The organism is Natranaerobius thermophilus JW/NM-WN-LF, assembly GCF_000020005.1.
Lineage (GTDB): Bacteria > Bacillota > Natranaerobiia > Natranaerobiales > Natranaerobiaceae > Natranaerobius > Natranaerobius thermophilus.
This window is the reverse complement of record NC_010718.1, coordinates 51,999-67,611: the sequence shown is the minus strand read 5'-3', so window position 1 is coordinate 67,611 and position 15,613 is coordinate 51,999. Positions and strand designations below refer to the sequence as shown.

16 protein-coding genes are annotated in these 15,613 nt (G+C 35.6%); 4 read left to right on the top strand and 12 right to left on the bottom strand.

What is annotated here, in order from left to right; translation table 11 throughout:
• Positions 1-93 precede the first annotated feature (93 nt).
• Together NTHER_RS00315 and NTHER_RS00310 are read right to left on the bottom strand one after the other, a co-directional pair.
• On the bottom strand, positions 94-1,134 hold the full coding sequence (locus tag NTHER_RS00315) for a nicotinate phosphoribosyltransferase (protein ID WP_012446543.1): 1,041 nt from the start codon (positions 1,132-1,134) through the stop codon (positions 94-96).
• A gap of 44 nt (positions 1,135-1,178) precedes the next feature.
• On the bottom strand, positions 1,179-2,429 hold the full coding sequence (locus tag NTHER_RS00310) for a D-alanyl-D-alanine carboxypeptidase family protein (protein WP_012446542.1): 1,251 nt from the start codon (positions 2,427-2,429) through the stop codon (positions 1,179-1,181).
• 159 nt (positions 2,430-2,588) lie between these two features.
• Here NTHER_RS00310 and NTHER_RS00305 point away from each other — a divergent pair, with 159 nt between their 5' ends.
• A complete protein-coding gene (locus NTHER_RS00305) occupies positions 2,589-2,861 on the top strand; it encodes a TMEM165/GDT1 family protein (protein WP_012446541.1) in 273 nt (90 codons plus the stop codon).
• A gap of 31 nt (positions 2,862-2,892) precedes the next feature.
• On the opposite strand, the gene NTHER_RS00300 is transcribed toward NTHER_RS00305, so the two are convergent.
• On the bottom strand, positions 2,893-4,416 hold the full coding sequence (locus tag NTHER_RS00300; protein WP_012446540.1) for a LysM peptidoglycan-binding domain-containing protein: 1,524 nt from the start codon (positions 4,414-4,416) through the stop codon (positions 2,893-2,895).
• Between the two features lie 190 nt (positions 4,417-4,606).
• Here NTHER_RS00300 and NTHER_RS00295 point away from each other — a divergent pair, with 190 nt between their 5' ends.
• Entirely contained in the window at positions 4,607-5,068 is a 462-nt protein-coding gene (locus NTHER_RS00295; RefSeq protein ID WP_012446539.1) for a hypothetical protein, read from the top strand.
• An 8-nt stretch (positions 5,069-5,076) separates the two neighbouring features.
• On the opposite strand, the gene NTHER_RS00290 is transcribed toward NTHER_RS00295, so the two are convergent.
• The 6 genes from NTHER_RS00290 to metG all read right to left on the bottom strand — a co-directional run bounded on the left by NTHER_RS00290 (position 5,077) and on the right by metG (position 10,527).
• Positions 5,077-5,343 carry a Veg family protein gene (locus tag NTHER_RS00290; protein WP_012446538.1) on the bottom strand — a complete coding sequence of 89 codons (267 nt, stop codon included), beginning with the start codon at positions 5,341-5,343 and terminating at the stop codon, positions 5,077-5,079.
• Positions 5,344-5,449: 106 nt separating this feature from the next.
• Positions 5,450-5,926, bottom strand: coding sequence for a ribonuclease H-like YkuK family protein (locus NTHER_RS00285; protein ID WP_012446537.1), 477 nt, complete (start codon positions 5,924-5,926; stop codon positions 5,450-5,452).
• 47 nt (positions 5,927-5,973) lie between these two features.
• Positions 5,974-6,882, bottom strand: coding sequence for a 16S rRNA (adenine(1518)-N(6)/adenine(1519)-N(6))-dimethyltransferase RsmA (gene rsmA, locus NTHER_RS00280; protein WP_012446536.1), 909 nt, complete (start codon positions 6,880-6,882; stop codon positions 5,974-5,976).
• A gap of 42 nt (positions 6,883-6,924) precedes the next feature.
• Positions 6,925-7,776, bottom strand: a complete 852-nt coding sequence (locus tag NTHER_RS16080) for a septal ring lytic transglycosylase RlpA family protein (protein WP_012446535.1) — start codon at positions 7,774-7,776, stop codon at positions 6,925-6,927.
• An 11-nt stretch (positions 7,777-7,787) separates the two neighbouring features.
• A complete protein-coding gene (locus NTHER_RS00270; RefSeq protein WP_012446534.1) occupies positions 7,788-8,558 on the bottom strand; it encodes a TatD family hydrolase in 771 nt (256 codons plus the stop codon).
• Between the two features lies 1 nt (position 8,559).
• Positions 8,560-10,527: a methionine--tRNA ligase gene (metG, locus tag NTHER_RS00265; protein ID WP_012446533.1), complete on the bottom strand. Its 1,968-nt coding sequence runs from the start codon at positions 10,525-10,527 to the stop codon at positions 8,560-8,562.
• A 291-nt stretch (positions 10,528-10,818) separates the two neighbouring features.
• Between metG and NTHER_RS16320 the strand changes: the two genes are divergently transcribed.
• Positions 10,819-11,070 (top strand): AbrB/MazE/SpoVT family DNA-binding domain-containing protein, encoded by a 252-nt coding sequence (locus tag NTHER_RS16320; RefSeq protein WP_012446532.1) that lies wholly within the window; start codon positions 10,819-10,821, stop codon positions 11,068-11,070.
• A gap of 94 nt (positions 11,071-11,164) precedes the next feature.
• On the opposite strand, the gene rsmI is transcribed toward NTHER_RS16320, so the two are convergent.
• A complete protein-coding gene (gene rsmI / locus NTHER_RS00255; RefSeq protein WP_012446531.1) occupies positions 11,165-12,022 on the bottom strand; it encodes a 16S rRNA (cytidine(1402)-2'-O)-methyltransferase in 858 nt (285 codons plus the stop codon).
• A gap of 97 nt (positions 12,023-12,119) precedes the next feature.
• On the opposite strand from rsmI, the gene NTHER_RS00250 reads away from it, so the two are divergent.
• Positions 12,120-13,676 (top strand): Mur ligase family protein, encoded by a 1,557-nt coding sequence (locus NTHER_RS00250; protein WP_012446530.1) that lies wholly within the window; start codon positions 12,120-12,122, stop codon positions 13,674-13,676.
• Positions 13,677-13,697: 21 nt separating this feature from the next.
• On the opposite strand, the gene NTHER_RS00245 is transcribed toward NTHER_RS00250, so the two are convergent.
• Positions 13,698-14,606, bottom strand: coding sequence for a PSP1 domain-containing protein (locus tag NTHER_RS00245; RefSeq protein WP_012446529.1), 909 nt, complete (start codon positions 14,604-14,606; stop codon positions 13,698-13,700).
• 2 nt (positions 14,607-14,608) lie between these two features.
• Entirely contained in the window at positions 14,609-15,571 is a 963-nt protein-coding gene (holB, locus tag NTHER_RS00240; protein ID WP_012446528.1) for a DNA polymerase III subunit delta', read from the bottom strand.
• Positions 15,572-15,613 lie beyond the last annotated feature (42 nt).

Genomic DNA, 15,613 nt, shown 5'->3' with positions numbered 1-15,613 from the left:
TAGGCCTCCACTTTTTTAATAGATATTTATATTTTTTCCAAAACCAATAATCATATACAAATGAGCAAAAAAATAAGCACTTCAAAGAAGTGCTTATTTCATCTTTAATAATTTCTCACTATTTACTATTCCTGGTATTCGACCTCTTTTGGCAATAGGCTTACCATTAACCTCTTTAATATCCATTGTCATGTCATTAGCCTTAGACCTCGCTATATAACTACCTACACCAAAGGCATCAACACCTTCATCAATTAAACGGCTAATTTTATCTGGGTTCATTCCACCAGAGGCTAATATTTTAACATGATCAAATCCTTCTTGATTTAGTCTGGCTCTCACTTCTCTGACAAGCCCTGGTGTGACACCTCCTCGCTCTGAAGGAGTATCTAACCTAACACCTGCCAAATCATCATCTAAAGACCTAGCTACCCTAAGAGCTTCTTCGGCTTCATCTTTGAAGGTGTCAACTAAAATTATTCGAGGAGCTTCACCTGGCATTGCTTGATGATAAGCTTCTGCTACTCTCACTGTATCACCTACTATAAGGAATACTGCATGGGGAACAGTACCCATAGGTTTCTGATCTTTCAATTTAGCTCCTAAAATACAACTACACCCGTCAAAACCTCCCACAAGGGCAGCTCTTTCCATTACTGGTGCAACTGCTGGATGTAGATGACGTGCTCCGAAGCATACCAGTTGTTTATCTTCTCCAACAATTTCTCTACACTCCCTGGCCGCTTCTGCCCAGCCAGCTGAGGAGGCTAATATACCGAGCAAAGGTGTCTCATATATTCCTATTTCCTGATAAGGACCTTTAATCCTCATGATAACCTCTTTTTTATCGAAGGTTTCTCCTTCAGGAAGAGCCCAAATCTCTAAATTATGAGCGTCAGCCATCAGACCTAGTGCTTCTTCTGTTCCTGCCATTATACCGGGCCGTGATGGGAAAATCTCCACTGTCACTTCAGTATCACCATAATTCATGTGATTTAAAATTTCTTGGGTACGAACAAAATATATATCAGTTGTACCACCTTTAATAATTTCTTCGTGATTCGCTGACCACAATCTTCGGTTTGTTTTAGGATCCCATTTCTCTACATTATGTAGAGAATCCATTCTATCCATTAGCATTTCTCCTTTCTGATTGTTTATTTACATCCCATTCAATATCAGTATCTATTTTTTAGCTTCTCTTGAAATTTTTTTCTCGACTTAAGTTCATAATACCTTTTATAGATCAAGAAAATTGCAGGTATAGTAATCATTACAGCCAAAATCCAAAACCCATAGCGAGGAGCTTTTTCAACATCTTCTTTTGTATACAATGGGACTGAGACAATTTCCTCTTCTTCCAATAATAGGTCCAAAGATCCTACCTGCTCACCTTCTTCTATGGGAGCCTTTAAAAGTTGTTCTTCTAAATCAACTCTTTGTTCAATTTCAGTAGCCATTTTAGGTATTGGTAAACTCAAAGATTCTTCCACAATTAATTCAAGTTCTTGATTTGAGTTTTCTACTTCAGTAGAAGTTATAACGTCATTTTGTTCAAAAATTTCAACTTGTTCAAAGGCTTCAAAACCAAAATCTAGTAATTCTTTGGCATCCTCAAACAACCTATTTCTAGATGTTGACAATACAACGGCAATTAATGTCATGCCATCCCTTTCAGCAGCCGCAACAAAAGTTTGATTTGCCGATCTTGTATATCCAGTTTTTACACCCAATGCACCTGGATAATCAGCTAACAATTCATTTCTATTAACTAGCAGCCTGTCTTCATCTTCTTCCTCAGGCCAATCCAGAGTTATCCTACGAGTAGAAGCTACACTTCTAAATTTTGGGTTTTTCAAAGCTTCTCTAGCAATCACACCCAGGTCATAAGCAGTAGTTTTATGATTTTCTTCAGTTAAGCCATGAGGGTTTTTAAAATTAGTGTTCTTTGCCCCTAGCTCTTTTGCTCTACTATTCATCATATCAGCAAAGTTTTCTACTGAACCAGCTACGTATTCGGCAATAGCCACTGCAGCATCATTTGCTGATCTAACCATCAAGCCATATAGTAAATCTCGAGTAGTGATTTTTTCATCTAAATTGAGGTACATGCTAGAGCCATCAGTTCCAAAAGCATTTTCACTTACAACTACTTGCTCCCTCAGAGAGGCGTTTTCAATCAATAGTAAAGCTGTCATGATTTTAGTAGTACTAGCAGGGTGCATCTGTCGATGCATTTCTTGGTCATATAAAACCTTACCCGATTCAAATTCCATCAAAACTGCTGTTTCGGCTTCAATTTCAGGAGTCTCGAACTCCTGAGGATACAACTGTTTTGCGGTTACATCCGAAACCGTAAAGGTATTAATCATTAATAAAAAAATCAGTGTAATAATCACCTTTTTATTGCCAGATGTATCACTTTTCAAAAAATTCCCCTCCCTCTCTGTTACTAGTTTATTATAACGGAATTGAAAGTTAACTTTCAATAGTTAAAAGGAATAGAGTTACCAAACTAACAATAATTATATATAAAATATGTTGAAATCTGTACTTTTAATATTTGACATTTAGGGAGGGATTTTACAATGTTAGAAAGTTTCTTTTTAACTTTTTTGCTTGTATTTCTGGCCGAACTGGGGGATAAAACTCAACTCGCTACAATGTTGTTAGCCACACAAAAAAAAGCCCCCGTAGGCGTATTCCTGGGGGCTTCATGCGCTTTAATTTTATCAAGTTTACTAGGAGTGACTTTAGGTACTGTTTTAACTAAATTTTTACCTCCTAATATTTTAAAAATTGGATCTGGTGTAGCGTTTGTTGCCATCGGTATATTTCTAATATTTGGTCCTAATAATTAGTCAGTTAAAATCTTTTTTTGTAAATTGATTGTCATGATTTTGGGATAAATAGTTTCTGTCCTTCAAAGACCATGTCAGGATTTTTAATATCATTAGCTTTTGTGATATCCTCTGGGTCAAGCCCAAATCGATGAGCAATTTCATAAATTGTATCATTCTTTTGAACAACATATACCTTTAAAAAAGTTGTTTGATTGCTGCTTTTCAACTTTTCTTCTGATTGATTATATTCTAAATCTGTAACAAGCTGGTATTGATAGTCTTTAATCTTAATGATGACAAAGTTAATAAAGGCTTGCACGAATACCTCATTGTTGTTTTCTTCATGCTCACTTTCATTAAACTCTAGAATTACAAACTCAATTCGAGGATGAACGTAAACATTATCTTCTCTCTGCATGCCTTTAAATCGTACATCTTTTTGAAAATCAAACTGCATCTCGTTATCTTCAGTTTTCTGGTCGACCTGCTTTGTTGTTACTAGTTCTAATTGCCCTTTTATTGTGATCATATCTTTGTTAATCTCTTTTGTTAAATTTACAATTTGCGCATCTATTCCATCAGTGTTTTCTTGAAGATTTTCTGCAACTTCAAGAGGCACTCTTTTTTCTACTTGTTCAGAAATTTGCTTTGTTTTGGGAATAGTAAAATTGAGGGTTTCAAAATCAACTTCGGCATCAGTGTGTACAACTTCGCTGATAACTTCTTTCTCGATCACATTTTTTAAGCTGATAATAAGACTAATTTCAACATTAATTTCTAACTTTTGTTCCTTCTGATCAGAATATCCAATGGTTTCTATACGTGGGAAAACATCAGCAACCATTTCAGGCTTCAATGAAGGTAAGGAAATTTCTTGATAGAAGTCTTCAGTAAATGATTCTTTTATTCTTTCACCTGTTTCCTCTGCTATAAAAGCGCTCTGCCCTATTATCTTTCCTCCCAGAATTAATGTTTCATTTTCCTGATTAATTTGACTTAACTCAATTCCTGCATCAATTTGTTTGATTTCTTTTGGATTATATGATAAGAGATGGTCGCATTTTAACTGGAAGGATTTTTGTTCACTTTTAACTTGACTCAGATACGTTATACGTTCTCGGTTAGCCTCACCCAGGTCTTCAGCCATTTCTTTCACAATTTCAATGTCCATGGGACGGATTATCTGTAGGAAAATCTCCAAGTAAAATTTAAGTTTGATTACCGAACTGTCTTTTACTTGTTTGTAAATTTTATCTACTCTTACCAAAGGGATGATCTCATGATAATCTCTTACACCCTGTAAATTAATTGTTTTTCTAAAAGACGTAGATAAATATTCGGGTGAAAGATCATCGAGATAGGGAACTTCTCCCTCAAGCTCGCCGGCAATCTCCACCTTGTCCGGCATGGGACTTGCCGTTATATTTTTAACTTCAATATAATTAGGTTTAATTATGTCCCGGTCTGGGGAATCCGGTTGTATCTCTACTGTAACATCTTCCCACACAAAGCGCTCATTGACCACCATCCTGTCATATAACCTATTTGTTGTAATTTCTTTACCCTTAACCATACACCTCCTCCTTTCTTACTAATTCACTATAATTATATGTTATTATATAAATTTTTGTGTTTCTCGGGAAAAGTTTTGAAATTTTAATAAATGGGCACAGCCTAAATTTCCTTGACATATAGTGTATTAACAATTACCAAAGTCCAGTAGCAAAGAGGTTTTCTTGTAAACTAAAGGGGAGGGGAGAAATATGGCAAAAAAATGGACCAATGATGAAATCAAATTACTAAAAAAACTATATCCGAGGGCAAGCAAAACCGAATTAGAACAAACTTTCAATCGAAGTATGGCCGCTATCACTTTTAAAGCCAACAATCTCAATTTGAAAAGGCAAAAATACTGGACAAAAAAAGAAGAGGATCTGTTAAAAAAATATTACCCTGAAATTTCAGATGAGGAATTATCTGAACTATTAGAGAGAAGTGTGGCCAGTATTAGAAATAAAGCAAGTCGGCTAAACCTGAAAAAAAACACCAACCAAAATCCTTCCAAACCTTGGAGCAAAATGGAAGTCGAAAAATTAAAAAGGTTATATCCAACTACTGATAGTCGTGAGTTAGAACGTATTTTTAATAGATCAATGAACGCAATTAGAAATAAGGCCTTTCAATTAAATATAAAAAAAATGCCAAATAAAAAAGGTCCTAAATAGGACCTTTTTTATTTGGCAGCTAAATTCCATTGTTTATCATCTATCAAGGTTAACTCCACAGTTTTTGTCAAAACATCTGCATAATTAAAAGTGAATCTTTGGCTAAATGATGATTCGTCAACTCTTATTATAAATAATGATGGATAGGTGTTTTCAAGAATGCCTTCCTTTTCAATTACTTTTTTTCTGCCACCATTTGCTTTGAGCTTAATCTTCTTTCCTACACACTGCTCGAGGGAATCTTTAATTTCTCCAATGGCATTATAATCTGGCATAGTTTCACCCCTGTAATAATATAACATAGACAGGGGTTGCTTGTCAAGTATTATTTAATTGTAGCAACAAATCGCCATATTTGTCAAGGGTCTTTTCTTAAATAATTTACTTAGTGTATTTATCGGCAACTTTTGTTGCTCCATAAGATTCGGGTTTGATCTTGGGGGAAAATCCACTTCCCAAAACCATCCCCACAACTTCACGGATAAGTTCCTTAGTTTCTCCTTTTTCACCTATATCTAAGTGGATTTCTAAATTTAAATTATTATCTTTCACACTAGAATCTTTTAGTTTCTTAAAAAGTTCTCCAGCTACTTCCACACTTAGTGAAGTTTCATAAAATATCCTGTGCCTCAGAGAAGTGATATGGTCTTCCTGTTTTTTGGTGAAAAAATACCTAGCCCCTTTTCCTTCTCTATGAACTATAATAGCTGTCACAAAACAACATTGATCTTGAAGGTTATGAGAATCGGTTCCAATAATCAAGTTATACTTCTCTTCTGAAGAATCCAGGATATAATTTACTATGTCCCAATAAACTTCTGTTAAGTTTAACTCACCCCTAGATGGGCTTCGGTACATAGCTAAAAACCACTACCTTTCTAGTTTAAATTATTCACTGGAAGATCTTAAGAGTATTTAATTCTATTATAAATGATTTTGAAAATTTGAGCAAATTCATCTACAGTTAACTGCTCTCCCCTTATCCCGGCTGAAAATCCATTGTTTTCAAGTATTTGGGACAATTCGCTTTTTTCTCCCGTAAATATAGATAAAATATTATTCACCAGGGTTTTTCTCCTAGAATTAAAAGCCTGATTGACAAATTTAATAAAATCTTCCTGATAGTCATCATTAATTTTCGCTTCTGACCTTTTAGTTAACTTAACTACTTGGGATTCAACTCTTGGTTGAGGATAGAAAACTGTTTTAGGTACATTAAAAACACCTTCTACTTCATAGAAACAATCTAACAAAACCGTTACTGCTCCATAATTTTTACTGCCCGGAGAGGCAGTAAACCTATCAGCAACTTCCCTTTGTACCATTAAAACCATTACAGAAAGAGGAACTTTTTCTTTGGCTAGTTTCAAAACTAGAGGAGAAGCAATATAATAAGGTAAATTGGATACTGCTTTTAAATTTTTTGGATTAATTTGCTTACTTTTGCACTGTAGCTGTGCAGGACTAAACTCAATAAAATCAGAAATCAATTCTTGATAATCTAGCTTCAATGCATCATTATGAATAATGTTTACGTTATCACAGCTACCGACGGTCTCTTGTAAAATATCTATCATTCTTTGGTCCAGTTCTATAGCAAAAATCTCATTAACATAAAAAGACATATCCCGGGTCAGTGTTCCAAGACCCGGGCCTATTTCCAATACTATATCTTGCTCCTTTAATTCAGCAGCAGCAATAATCTTTTGAATAATATTACCGTCAACTAAAAAGTTCTGGCCTAAGCTTTTTTTAGGGTGAATCTCATAACGTTTAAGTAGTTGTGAAACTTCCTTAGGGGAAAATAAATTCAATTCAACTCACACTCCTGGTTTTAGCATAACCGCTCACTTATATTAATTGTCGTTTTCTAGAACTTTTACTTTGACATCGCCAACACCATGGGGCGCTAAACCAATTTTTTCAGCAGCTTGCTTCGATAAATCGATAATACGTCCACCAACATGTGGTCCTCTGTCATTGATGCGCACAATCACACTTTCTCCAGTAACGGGAAATTCAACGTGAACTAGTGAATTCATAGGTAAACTTGGATGAGCAGCTGTCAAATCATACATATCATAGATTTCGCCACTGAATGTTCTGTTCCCGTGAAATCTTGCCCCGTACCAAGATGCTTCTCCTGTTTCGGTTCCCTTAACTTCTATTACTTCTTTATCTTCAATATATGAATAACCCGGAGGTTCATAAGTCCCTTTTTCGATAATTTCTGTTTGCGGTAACTCTATCACATCGTAATTCTTCTCTTCATTGATAAGTTCATCTCCCAAATACTCCGAACGTATCTCTTTTATACGAGAACCTCTTTGTCCTTCTTGAATTTTTCTGGTTTTACCTTTTAAAAGTTGATCGTTTTCTCTAGTCTCTTCTCCATAAGGTAGAATCTCGACTTGTTCTTCGGTCTCGGTTCTCCATTCATTAATTTCTAATCTCCAATAAATATCTTGGTCACTGTTATCTGCTTTTAGCTCAGTAAGCTTTACTTCATCTTGATCATCGAGCTCTAAATCAATTTTTTCAATCAGGTTTTCCTGTTCGGGTTTACCTTTAACCGTCAGTTCATCCGTTTTTTCACCATCAATTACTACTTCTACTTGGTATTCCTGTTCCATAACTAGAGCTCCACTATCCATTTGCAAAAATAAGAGAAACAATCCAAACAAGAGACTTATTCTCATAGTTTTCATTTTAGTCCCCCCTAAATCCGGAATAAATCTTTGGCATTTTTTGTTGTAGTTGTTACTACATCTTCGAAGCTTTCTCCTTTTATGTCAGCGACTTCTTCTGCAACAAGTCTGGTAAAGGCTGGTTCATTTCTTTTTCCTCTAAAGGGAACAGGAGCCATATAAGGGCAATCAGTCTCAATCATGATTCTAGACAATGGAGCGTATTTAACAACATCCCTTAACTTGTCAGCTTTTTGAAAAGATATATTACCTGTAAAGGAAATGTAAAAACCCATATCCATAACTTGAGAAGCTATTTCTTCATCTCCCGCAAAACAATGAAAAACTCCAAAAACATCATTTTGAAAATCTTTTACTATTTCAAGGGCATCCTCATGGGCAGCCCGGTCATGTATTATAACAGGGAGCTGTAATTCTTTGGCAAATTCTAATTGGGCTCTAAAAATACTTTTTTGCGTTTCTTGGGGTGAACGGTTCTTAAAATAGTCTAACCCCATTTCTCCAATCCCAACAACCACATCTTTATTCTCAGTAACCATTTTCTTTAATTCGTCTAAATAGTTATCCGGAACTTTTTTTGCATCATGGGGATGGACTCCTACTGTTGCATATATTTCTGGATACTTTTTAGCCATTTCCACAGACTTTTGCGATGAGTCGATATTAATACCTACATTAATAATCTGAGAGACTTTCTTTTGTTTAGCCCTTTCAATCACATCTTCCAAATCAGAAGAAAAGCGTTTATCATCTAGATGAGCATGTGTATCAATAATATTCAATTTACCTCACCTGACTTCCTTTAGTGATTTTGTCTGAGATAAAATTGGGTAATTCCAACTGATTTGTACCTTCATCATTGGCAGCTAGGATCATTCCCTGGGACTTAACTCCTTTTATTTTGGCCGGCTTTAAATTAGCCACCAAGATAACTTTTTTCCCAATCAAATCTTCAGCACCAAAACTTTCCTTGATACCCGCAACTACCTGTCTATTTTCAAAACCTAAATCTACATTGACCTTCCATAATTTGTCTGCGCCTTTGATAGGCTCCACATTGACAATTTCAGCTACTCTTAAATCAAGTTTTTGAAAATCCTTAATATCTACTTGTTCTTTCAGTTCTGGATATTTCAGAGAATCCTGTTCTTTCTCTTCTTTTTGTGGTTCTTCACTGTTGTCATTGAAAGACTCTAATTCCTCTTCTATTTCCAATCTTGGAAACAATGGTTTATCCTTAGAAACCCTAACTCCAGAAGGAATTTGGCCCCACTCATACAAAGACTTATAAGTTTGGATTTCTTTGTTATTATCTATTCCCAGTTGACTCCTTATTTGCTTTGGCGTCCTGGGCATAAAAGGTGATAACAATACAGAAATATATCGTAAACTTTCAGATAAATTATAAAGTACTGTAGCTAATCTATCTTTTTTGTTAGGATCTTTTCCAAGAATCCAGGGTTGTGTTTCATCGATATACTTGTTAGTTCTCCCTATTAGCTCCCATAGAGCTTTTAATGCTTCCGAGAAATCCATGCCTTCCATGTGTTTTTCTGTCTCTGTCACTGTTTCTTGTGCATGATTAATCAAGTCATTATCCACCTGTTCTGAAACAACTGGTTCTGGAATCTGACCATCAAAGTATTTGTCAATCATGGCCACGGTTCTGTTTAACAGATTACCCAAATCATTAGCTAAGTCGTAATTTATTCTACGAATTAATGCTTCTAAGGTGAACACTCCATCAGATCCAAAAGATATTTCTCGCAACAAATAATATCTGATGGCATCTGAACCGTACTTATTAACTAAAACTTCAGGATCTACTACATTTCCCTTTGATTTACTCATTTTTCCTTCCTCCAACAGAAGCCAGCCATGGCCAAATACCTGTTTAGGTAAAGGAAGGTCTAAAGCCATAAGGAAAATAGGCCAATAAATCGAATGGAATCTAACTATCTCCTTGGCCATCAAATGTACATCGCATGGCCAATACTTTTGAAATTTTGTATCATCTTCTGATAAGTATCCTAATGCACTTAAGTAGTTTGTCAGAGCATCTAACCATACGTATACTACATGGTCTTTATCCATGGGGACCTCAATACCCCATTTAAAGGTTGTTCGAGAAACGCATAAGTCCTCCAAACCAGGGTTTAAAAAGTTATTGATCATCTCATTTTTCCGTGACTCGGGTTGAATAAACTCTGGATTATTTTCAATATGCTCTAACAAGCGATCGGCATATTTACTCATTTTAAAGAAGTAACTCTCTTCTTTTACCCATTCTACTTCTCGAGCACAATCCGGGCATGTTTTAGCTTCATCAAGCTGTCTCTCCAGCCAAAAAGATTCGCAAGGAGTGCAGTACCAGCCTTCGTACTGGTCTTTGTAAATATCTCCCTGCTCGTAAAAACGTTCAAATATTTTTTGGACTACAGATTTGTGTCTTTCCTCGGTGGTTCTAATAAAATCATCATATTCAATATCAAGTAATGTCCACAGCTCTTTAATGCTAGCTACAATTTCATCTACAAATTGCTGGGGGTTTTTCCCATTTTCTTTTGCTTTTCGTTCAATTTTTTGGCCGTGTTCATCGGTACCAGTCAAAAACATAACATCATATCCCGTTAACTTTTTATATCGAGCCATACAATCAGCAGCCACTGTAGTGTACGAGTGCCCAATATGTAACTTATCACTGGGATAGTAAATCGGGGTAGTAATATAGAATGTGTTATCCCTGGCCATAGCAAAACCTCCCTCAAATTTTTAATAGAAAAAGCCTTCAACCCCCGGGATGAAGGCCTATTCATTAATTTTTATTGGATAAAAAAGCCACAATCCCTTAATTTATAAGATTATACCAAAAGAACAACCTCTGTCAAGAAAGCAATTAACAAGATCTAACTATCCTTAAATTGCCTTTCATGTATTTTTTTGTATTTGCTTTCATTTTTTTCTTTTAATTTATTAAATAATTTGATATACTGTAAATAGATGGAACTGTCGAAAGTTGTCAAAAAAAGGGAGGGTAATAAAATGAAATCTACTGGTCTTGTACGCAGAGTGGACGAGTTAGGCAGAATAGTAATTCCCATTGAACTTAGGCGCAATTTAGGAATTGAACAGAAAGATGCCCTTGAGATTTTTATAGAAGGGGAACAAATTATTCTGAAAAAGTATGAGCCCGCTTGCCTATTCTGTGGCACTGCCGATGAAGAAGAGATGGTTAGATACAAAAGTAAGAACATCTGTAAACATTGTATTGATCAGTTGTCTAATGAATCTTAACCTAATGGTAAATTCTGAACAATAACAAAATTTCCAATCCCAATAACAGACTAAATTTTATTAGTGGCAAGCACTAAAATGCTTGCCACTTAATTTATTTTTCTTTTTCTAATTCTAGAGCTATTTGATAAACTTCACGTTTAGGAATTTCTCTGAGCTGGCTCACCAACTTGATAGCTTGTTTCTTTGTAAAACCTTGACCTATTAATTCATTCAAGTGACTTTTTGCATCTTCTCCTGGCAAGTAGTTTAGCTCCGTGGTGTGATTTGCCCCTTGTATCAATACAGTGCATTCACCTTTTATACTGTTCTTTTCAAGATATTCCAATAATTCTTTAGCTGTACCTCTAATATACTGTTCATGAACTTTTGTTAACTCTTTGGCAATTACAATTTGGCGTTTACCTAATTGCTTACTTAAATCATTAATGGTTTTTTCTAGTCGATTATAGTTCTCATAAAGGATAACCGTATGTGCTGAGCCAATTATTTCAGCTAATATATCCTTTCTTTCTATTCCTTTTTCAGGAATATAACCTAAAAACATAAAGGAATCAGTATCTAAACCAGAACCCGCCAAGGCGGTAATTGGCGCTGAAGGCCCCGGTAAGGCTATGACTTCTATTTCTTTCTGAATTGCTTCTTGCACCAAAAATTTCCCGGGATCAGAAATTGATGGAGTCCCAGCATCTGATACTAAAGCTACATCCATCCCCTGTAGTAACTTCTCAATTATTTGTTGACCCCGACTTTCTTGATTAAATTTATGATAACTTAACATTTCTACATTTATTTCCAAATGATTCAATAATTTCTTAGTCCGCCTGGTATCTTCACAGGCCACTAAATTCACTTCCTTTAAGCAATCAATTACTCTTAAAGTAATATCCCGCAAATTACCAATAGGAGTCGGACATAAAAACAATTTTCCTTTTTTGGTATTGTTCCCCATAGTGTCACCTCTATTCTACTTTTTCCCAGAGAATAATATACTATACAAGGGCAAAACTAAAGCTAAACTAATATCACCTTCTAAAGGAGCATCATTAATGCCTGGTTCATCCGAAAACTCCCGAAAAATCAGTTTAAAGAAGTTATTACAAAACACCTCACCTGAGCTGTTTACTGAATTTGCCGACTTAGGCACTACTGGCACAGATATTGAAGGTGTAACTATTTCCGGGATTACCGACAACTCAAAAGAAGTAACTCCAGGCAAGATCTTTGTAGCTTGTCAGGGCACTAAGGTAGACGCCCACGACTATATAGAAGAGGCGATTGCAAATGGAGCTTCAACAGTCATTCTAGAGAGAGCCGATTACATTGACAAGGTCAAGGATAGCGCCATTCCTTATTTTAAAGTAAGGAATGGTAGGAAGACCCTGGCAAAGTTAGCTTCCACTTTTTACGATCATCCTTCTCACAGATTAATAGTTACAGGTATTACCGGTACCAATGGCAAAACAACTACTACAACATTAATTGATTATATTATAAACCAGCTAGGAGTAAAGTCAGGACTGATTGGAACTGTAAACTGTAAAATTAACGGTGAAGAATTTGATTCCAAATTAACAACACCGCCAGCTACTGAGCTATATAGTTTAATCGAAAAAATGGTTCAAAAGGAAGTAAAGTACCTTACAAAAGAAGTATCTTCCCATGGTTTAAAGCAGGATAGAGTTTCAGCCATTAATTTCGATATTGCTGGAATTACAAATATTTCTTACGATCATATGGATTTTCACGATTCCTGGGATGACTATTTTAAAAGCAAGACAAAATTTTTCCAAATGTTGTCTCCTGATAGCATTTCAGTTTTAAATGCAGATGATCCCAATGCAATCTCCATGGGGGATAAAACCAGGAGTAAAGTGATTACCTACGGAATTTCTTCACCGGGAGCTATGATAACTGCTGAAAATGTAGACCTAAAACCTTTTGAAACTAGTTTTACCTATCAAATCAAAGAAGAGTTGCCTACAGTGACCAATAAACCTGTTAGGCCCCAATCACACAATTTGAAGATCAGAATGCCAGGAAAGCACAATATTTATAATACTTTACTTGCGATTTCAGTATGTATAATGGCAGGGTTTGACCCGGAACAGGTCATCAAAACAGCTGAACAATTTCCGGGCCTATTTCGCCGCTTAGAAGTAATTTATAAAAACAGCTTTACTATTATAGATGATTGCGCACATAACCCTGCCAGTATTCGTTCTGTATTTGAAACAATATCACAACTTCCCTTTAACAGATTAGTTATTGTCTTTGCAATTCGGGGAAGTCGCGGGGATCAAATAAATCTAGAAAATAGCCAGAGACTAGTAAAGTGGGTAAATCACTTACCAGTAAGAGAGCTAATAATTACCACCAGTAAGTCGCACGCTGCCCCAACAAATCAAGTTCATTCATCAGAACAGACCGCTTTTTTATCACCATTGAAAACATCAGGGACACCTTTTAAATTCATTCACAATCTAGAAGAAACAATTGAAACAGCTTTAAATGAAGTTAAACAGGGTGACTTATTAATGATCCTCGGTCCCTATGCAATTAATGAAGGGCAAGAAATAGTCAGAAACTATCTATCAAATTCTTAAGTTAGTGTATAACTTCTTATATTAATCTTCTAACTTTCTAAGCTCATCTTCAATATCTTTTTCCAGTTGATTATTGTGGCAGTGATCTTTAGAATGACACTTGTGTTGACCACCACACCCCCCATTGATCCTTGTGAGTTCGTCAAGGTTATATTCTTTAATAATATGAGTATCTTCCATTTTAACCTGAACAGTTTCTTTAATTACATTAAAATCTTGAACTTCTCCCTTTCCTTCACCAGTATCTACAATTTCGCCTGTTTGAGGAAAGGTCTCTTGGGCTTCTTCATAAATATCGGATTCATATCTAAGACAACACATTAAACGACCACAAATACCTGAAATTTTATTTGGGTTTAAAGCTAAGTTTTGCTCCTTGGCCATTTTAATTGACACAGGTTCAAAATCTCCTAAAAAAGATGCACAACACATGATTCTTCCACATGGGCCAATACCACCTAGCATTTTAGCTTCATCCCGGACACCTATTTGCCTTAATTCTATCCGTGTTTTAAAAACACTTGCCAGGTCTTTAACAAGCTCTCTGAAATCTACTCGACCATCAGCAGTGAAGTAAAAGATTATTTTGCTACCATCAAAACTCTGTTCAACATCTACTAATTTCATTTCCAGGCCGTGTTTGGAGATTTTATCCAAACAGACCTCAAAGGCCTGGTCTTCTTTTTGTTTAATTTCGGCCACTTTTTCTTCGTCTTCCTCTGTTGCCTTTCTCAACACCTGTTTAAGTGGAGCAACAATATCTTCTTCCGTTACTTCTTTGGGACCTGTAACCACTTGTCCGAACTCCAAACCCCTTGCAGTTTCAACAATGACTTTATTACCTACTTCCAAATCTATATCATTGGGATCAAAATAATATATTTTCCCAGCTTTTTTAAACCTTACGCCAACAACGATATATTTTTCCAATATTAGTCCACCTCCTTTATCTTGACCATCATAGCTTCAAGAGCCAAAAGCCTATTCACATTTGTCAATAATTGACCTTTGGTTTCGAGAATTATTTCCATTATTCTAGCCAATTTATTTATAGAATCAGAAGTTTGGTTTTCAGAAAGTTTTTGTTTAAATACAATATTTAAAAGCTCTAAAAACTCTTCACAATTGTCCATTGAATCTATTTTTTCTGCCCAATCAAGGAGTTCAGGTAAAGTTAACTTCTCAAATTTTTCTACAAAGCTATGAGCTTTCTTTATCATATCATAATAACTTTCGTCTTGTAAGATGGCTAAACCTCTTCCGATCATACCACCGGACAATGAAACGGCTAATTCAAGCTGTTCCTGACTTGCATGAGTACGATTACTTAACGCTTTATAAAGTTGTTCCTCAGTTAAAGGAAGAAATTGATGAATTTGGCAGCGCGAAATCACCGTGGGCAGCATTCTTTCAAGTTCATTAACTGTCAATAAAAACACCACGTATTCAGGAGGTTCTTCAAGCATCTTTAAAATGCTATTAGCACCTTCCCGGGTCATATTTTCAGCACTTTCGATTAAATATATCTTTTTCTTTGAGTCCGTCGGGCGATAATTAATATACTGTTTTACTTTTCTAACTTCTTCTATTTTAATTGATTTAGATTCACTTCCAATCGTCACTAAATCAGGGTGAATCGACTTTTTCAATTTACTACAGGAATAACATATTCCACATGGACCTGAATTTTCGTCCACTGATTCACAGAGTAATCCTGCAGCAAAAATTCTAGCAAGGCTCCCCTTTCCTTGTCCTTCAGGACCTACAAACATATAAGCATGTCCGGTATTACCTGAAGTCAACTGTCTTAATAAGTTCTTCACTATTTTTTCTTGACCAATAAACTTATCAAAACTCCATGTCTGAAAGTTAATTGTTTCTTGAGTAGTTTCCATATTGCCACCCAACCCTAATTTTTTATTTGGTTCTTTTTGATT

Excerpts from the sequence above, each read along its gene's own strand:
- NTHER_RS16080 (WP_012446535.1), bottom strand. The coding sequence starts at position 7,776 with ATGAAAACTATGAGAATAAGTCTCTTGTTTGGATTGTTTCTCTTATTT.
- metG (WP_012446533.1), bottom strand. The coding sequence starts at position 10,527 with ATGGCCAGGGATAACACATTCTATATTACTACCCCGATTTACTATCCC.
- rsmI (WP_012446531.1), bottom strand. The coding sequence starts at position 12,022 with ATGGGGAACAATACCAAAAAAGGAAAATTGTTTTTATGTCCGACTCCT.
- holB (WP_012446528.1), bottom strand. The coding sequence starts at position 15,571 with ATGGAAACTACTCAAGAAACAATTAACTTTCAGACATGGAGTTTTGAT.
- NTHER_RS00290 (WP_012446538.1), bottom strand. The coding sequence starts at position 5,343 with ATGCCAGATTATAATGCCATTGGAGAAATTAAAGATTCCCTCGAGCAG.
- NTHER_RS00285 (WP_012446537.1), bottom strand. The coding sequence starts at position 5,926 with ATGTACCGAAGCCCATCTAGGGGTGAGTTAAACTTAACAGAAGTTTAT.
- NTHER_RS00295 (WP_012446539.1), top strand. The coding sequence starts at position 4,607 with ATGGCAAAAAAATGGACCAATGATGAAATCAAATTACTAAAAAAACTA.
- NTHER_RS00250 (WP_012446530.1), top strand. The coding sequence starts at position 12,120 with ATGCCTGGTTCATCCGAAAACTCCCGAAAAATCAGTTTAAAGAAGTTA.
- NTHER_RS16320 (WP_012446532.1), top strand. The coding sequence starts at position 10,819 with ATGAAATCTACTGGTCTTGTACGCAGAGTGGACGAGTTAGGCAGAATA.
- NTHER_RS00305 (WP_012446541.1), top strand. The coding sequence starts at position 2,589 with ATGTTAGAAAGTTTCTTTTTAACTTTTTTGCTTGTATTTCTGGCCGAA.
- NTHER_RS00315 (WP_012446543.1), bottom strand. The coding sequence starts at position 1,134 with ATGGATAGAATGGATTCTCTACATAATGTAGAGAAATGGGATCCTAAA.
- NTHER_RS00300 (WP_012446540.1), bottom strand. The coding sequence starts at position 4,416 with ATGGTTAAGGGTAAAGAAATTACAACAAATAGGTTATATGACAGGATG.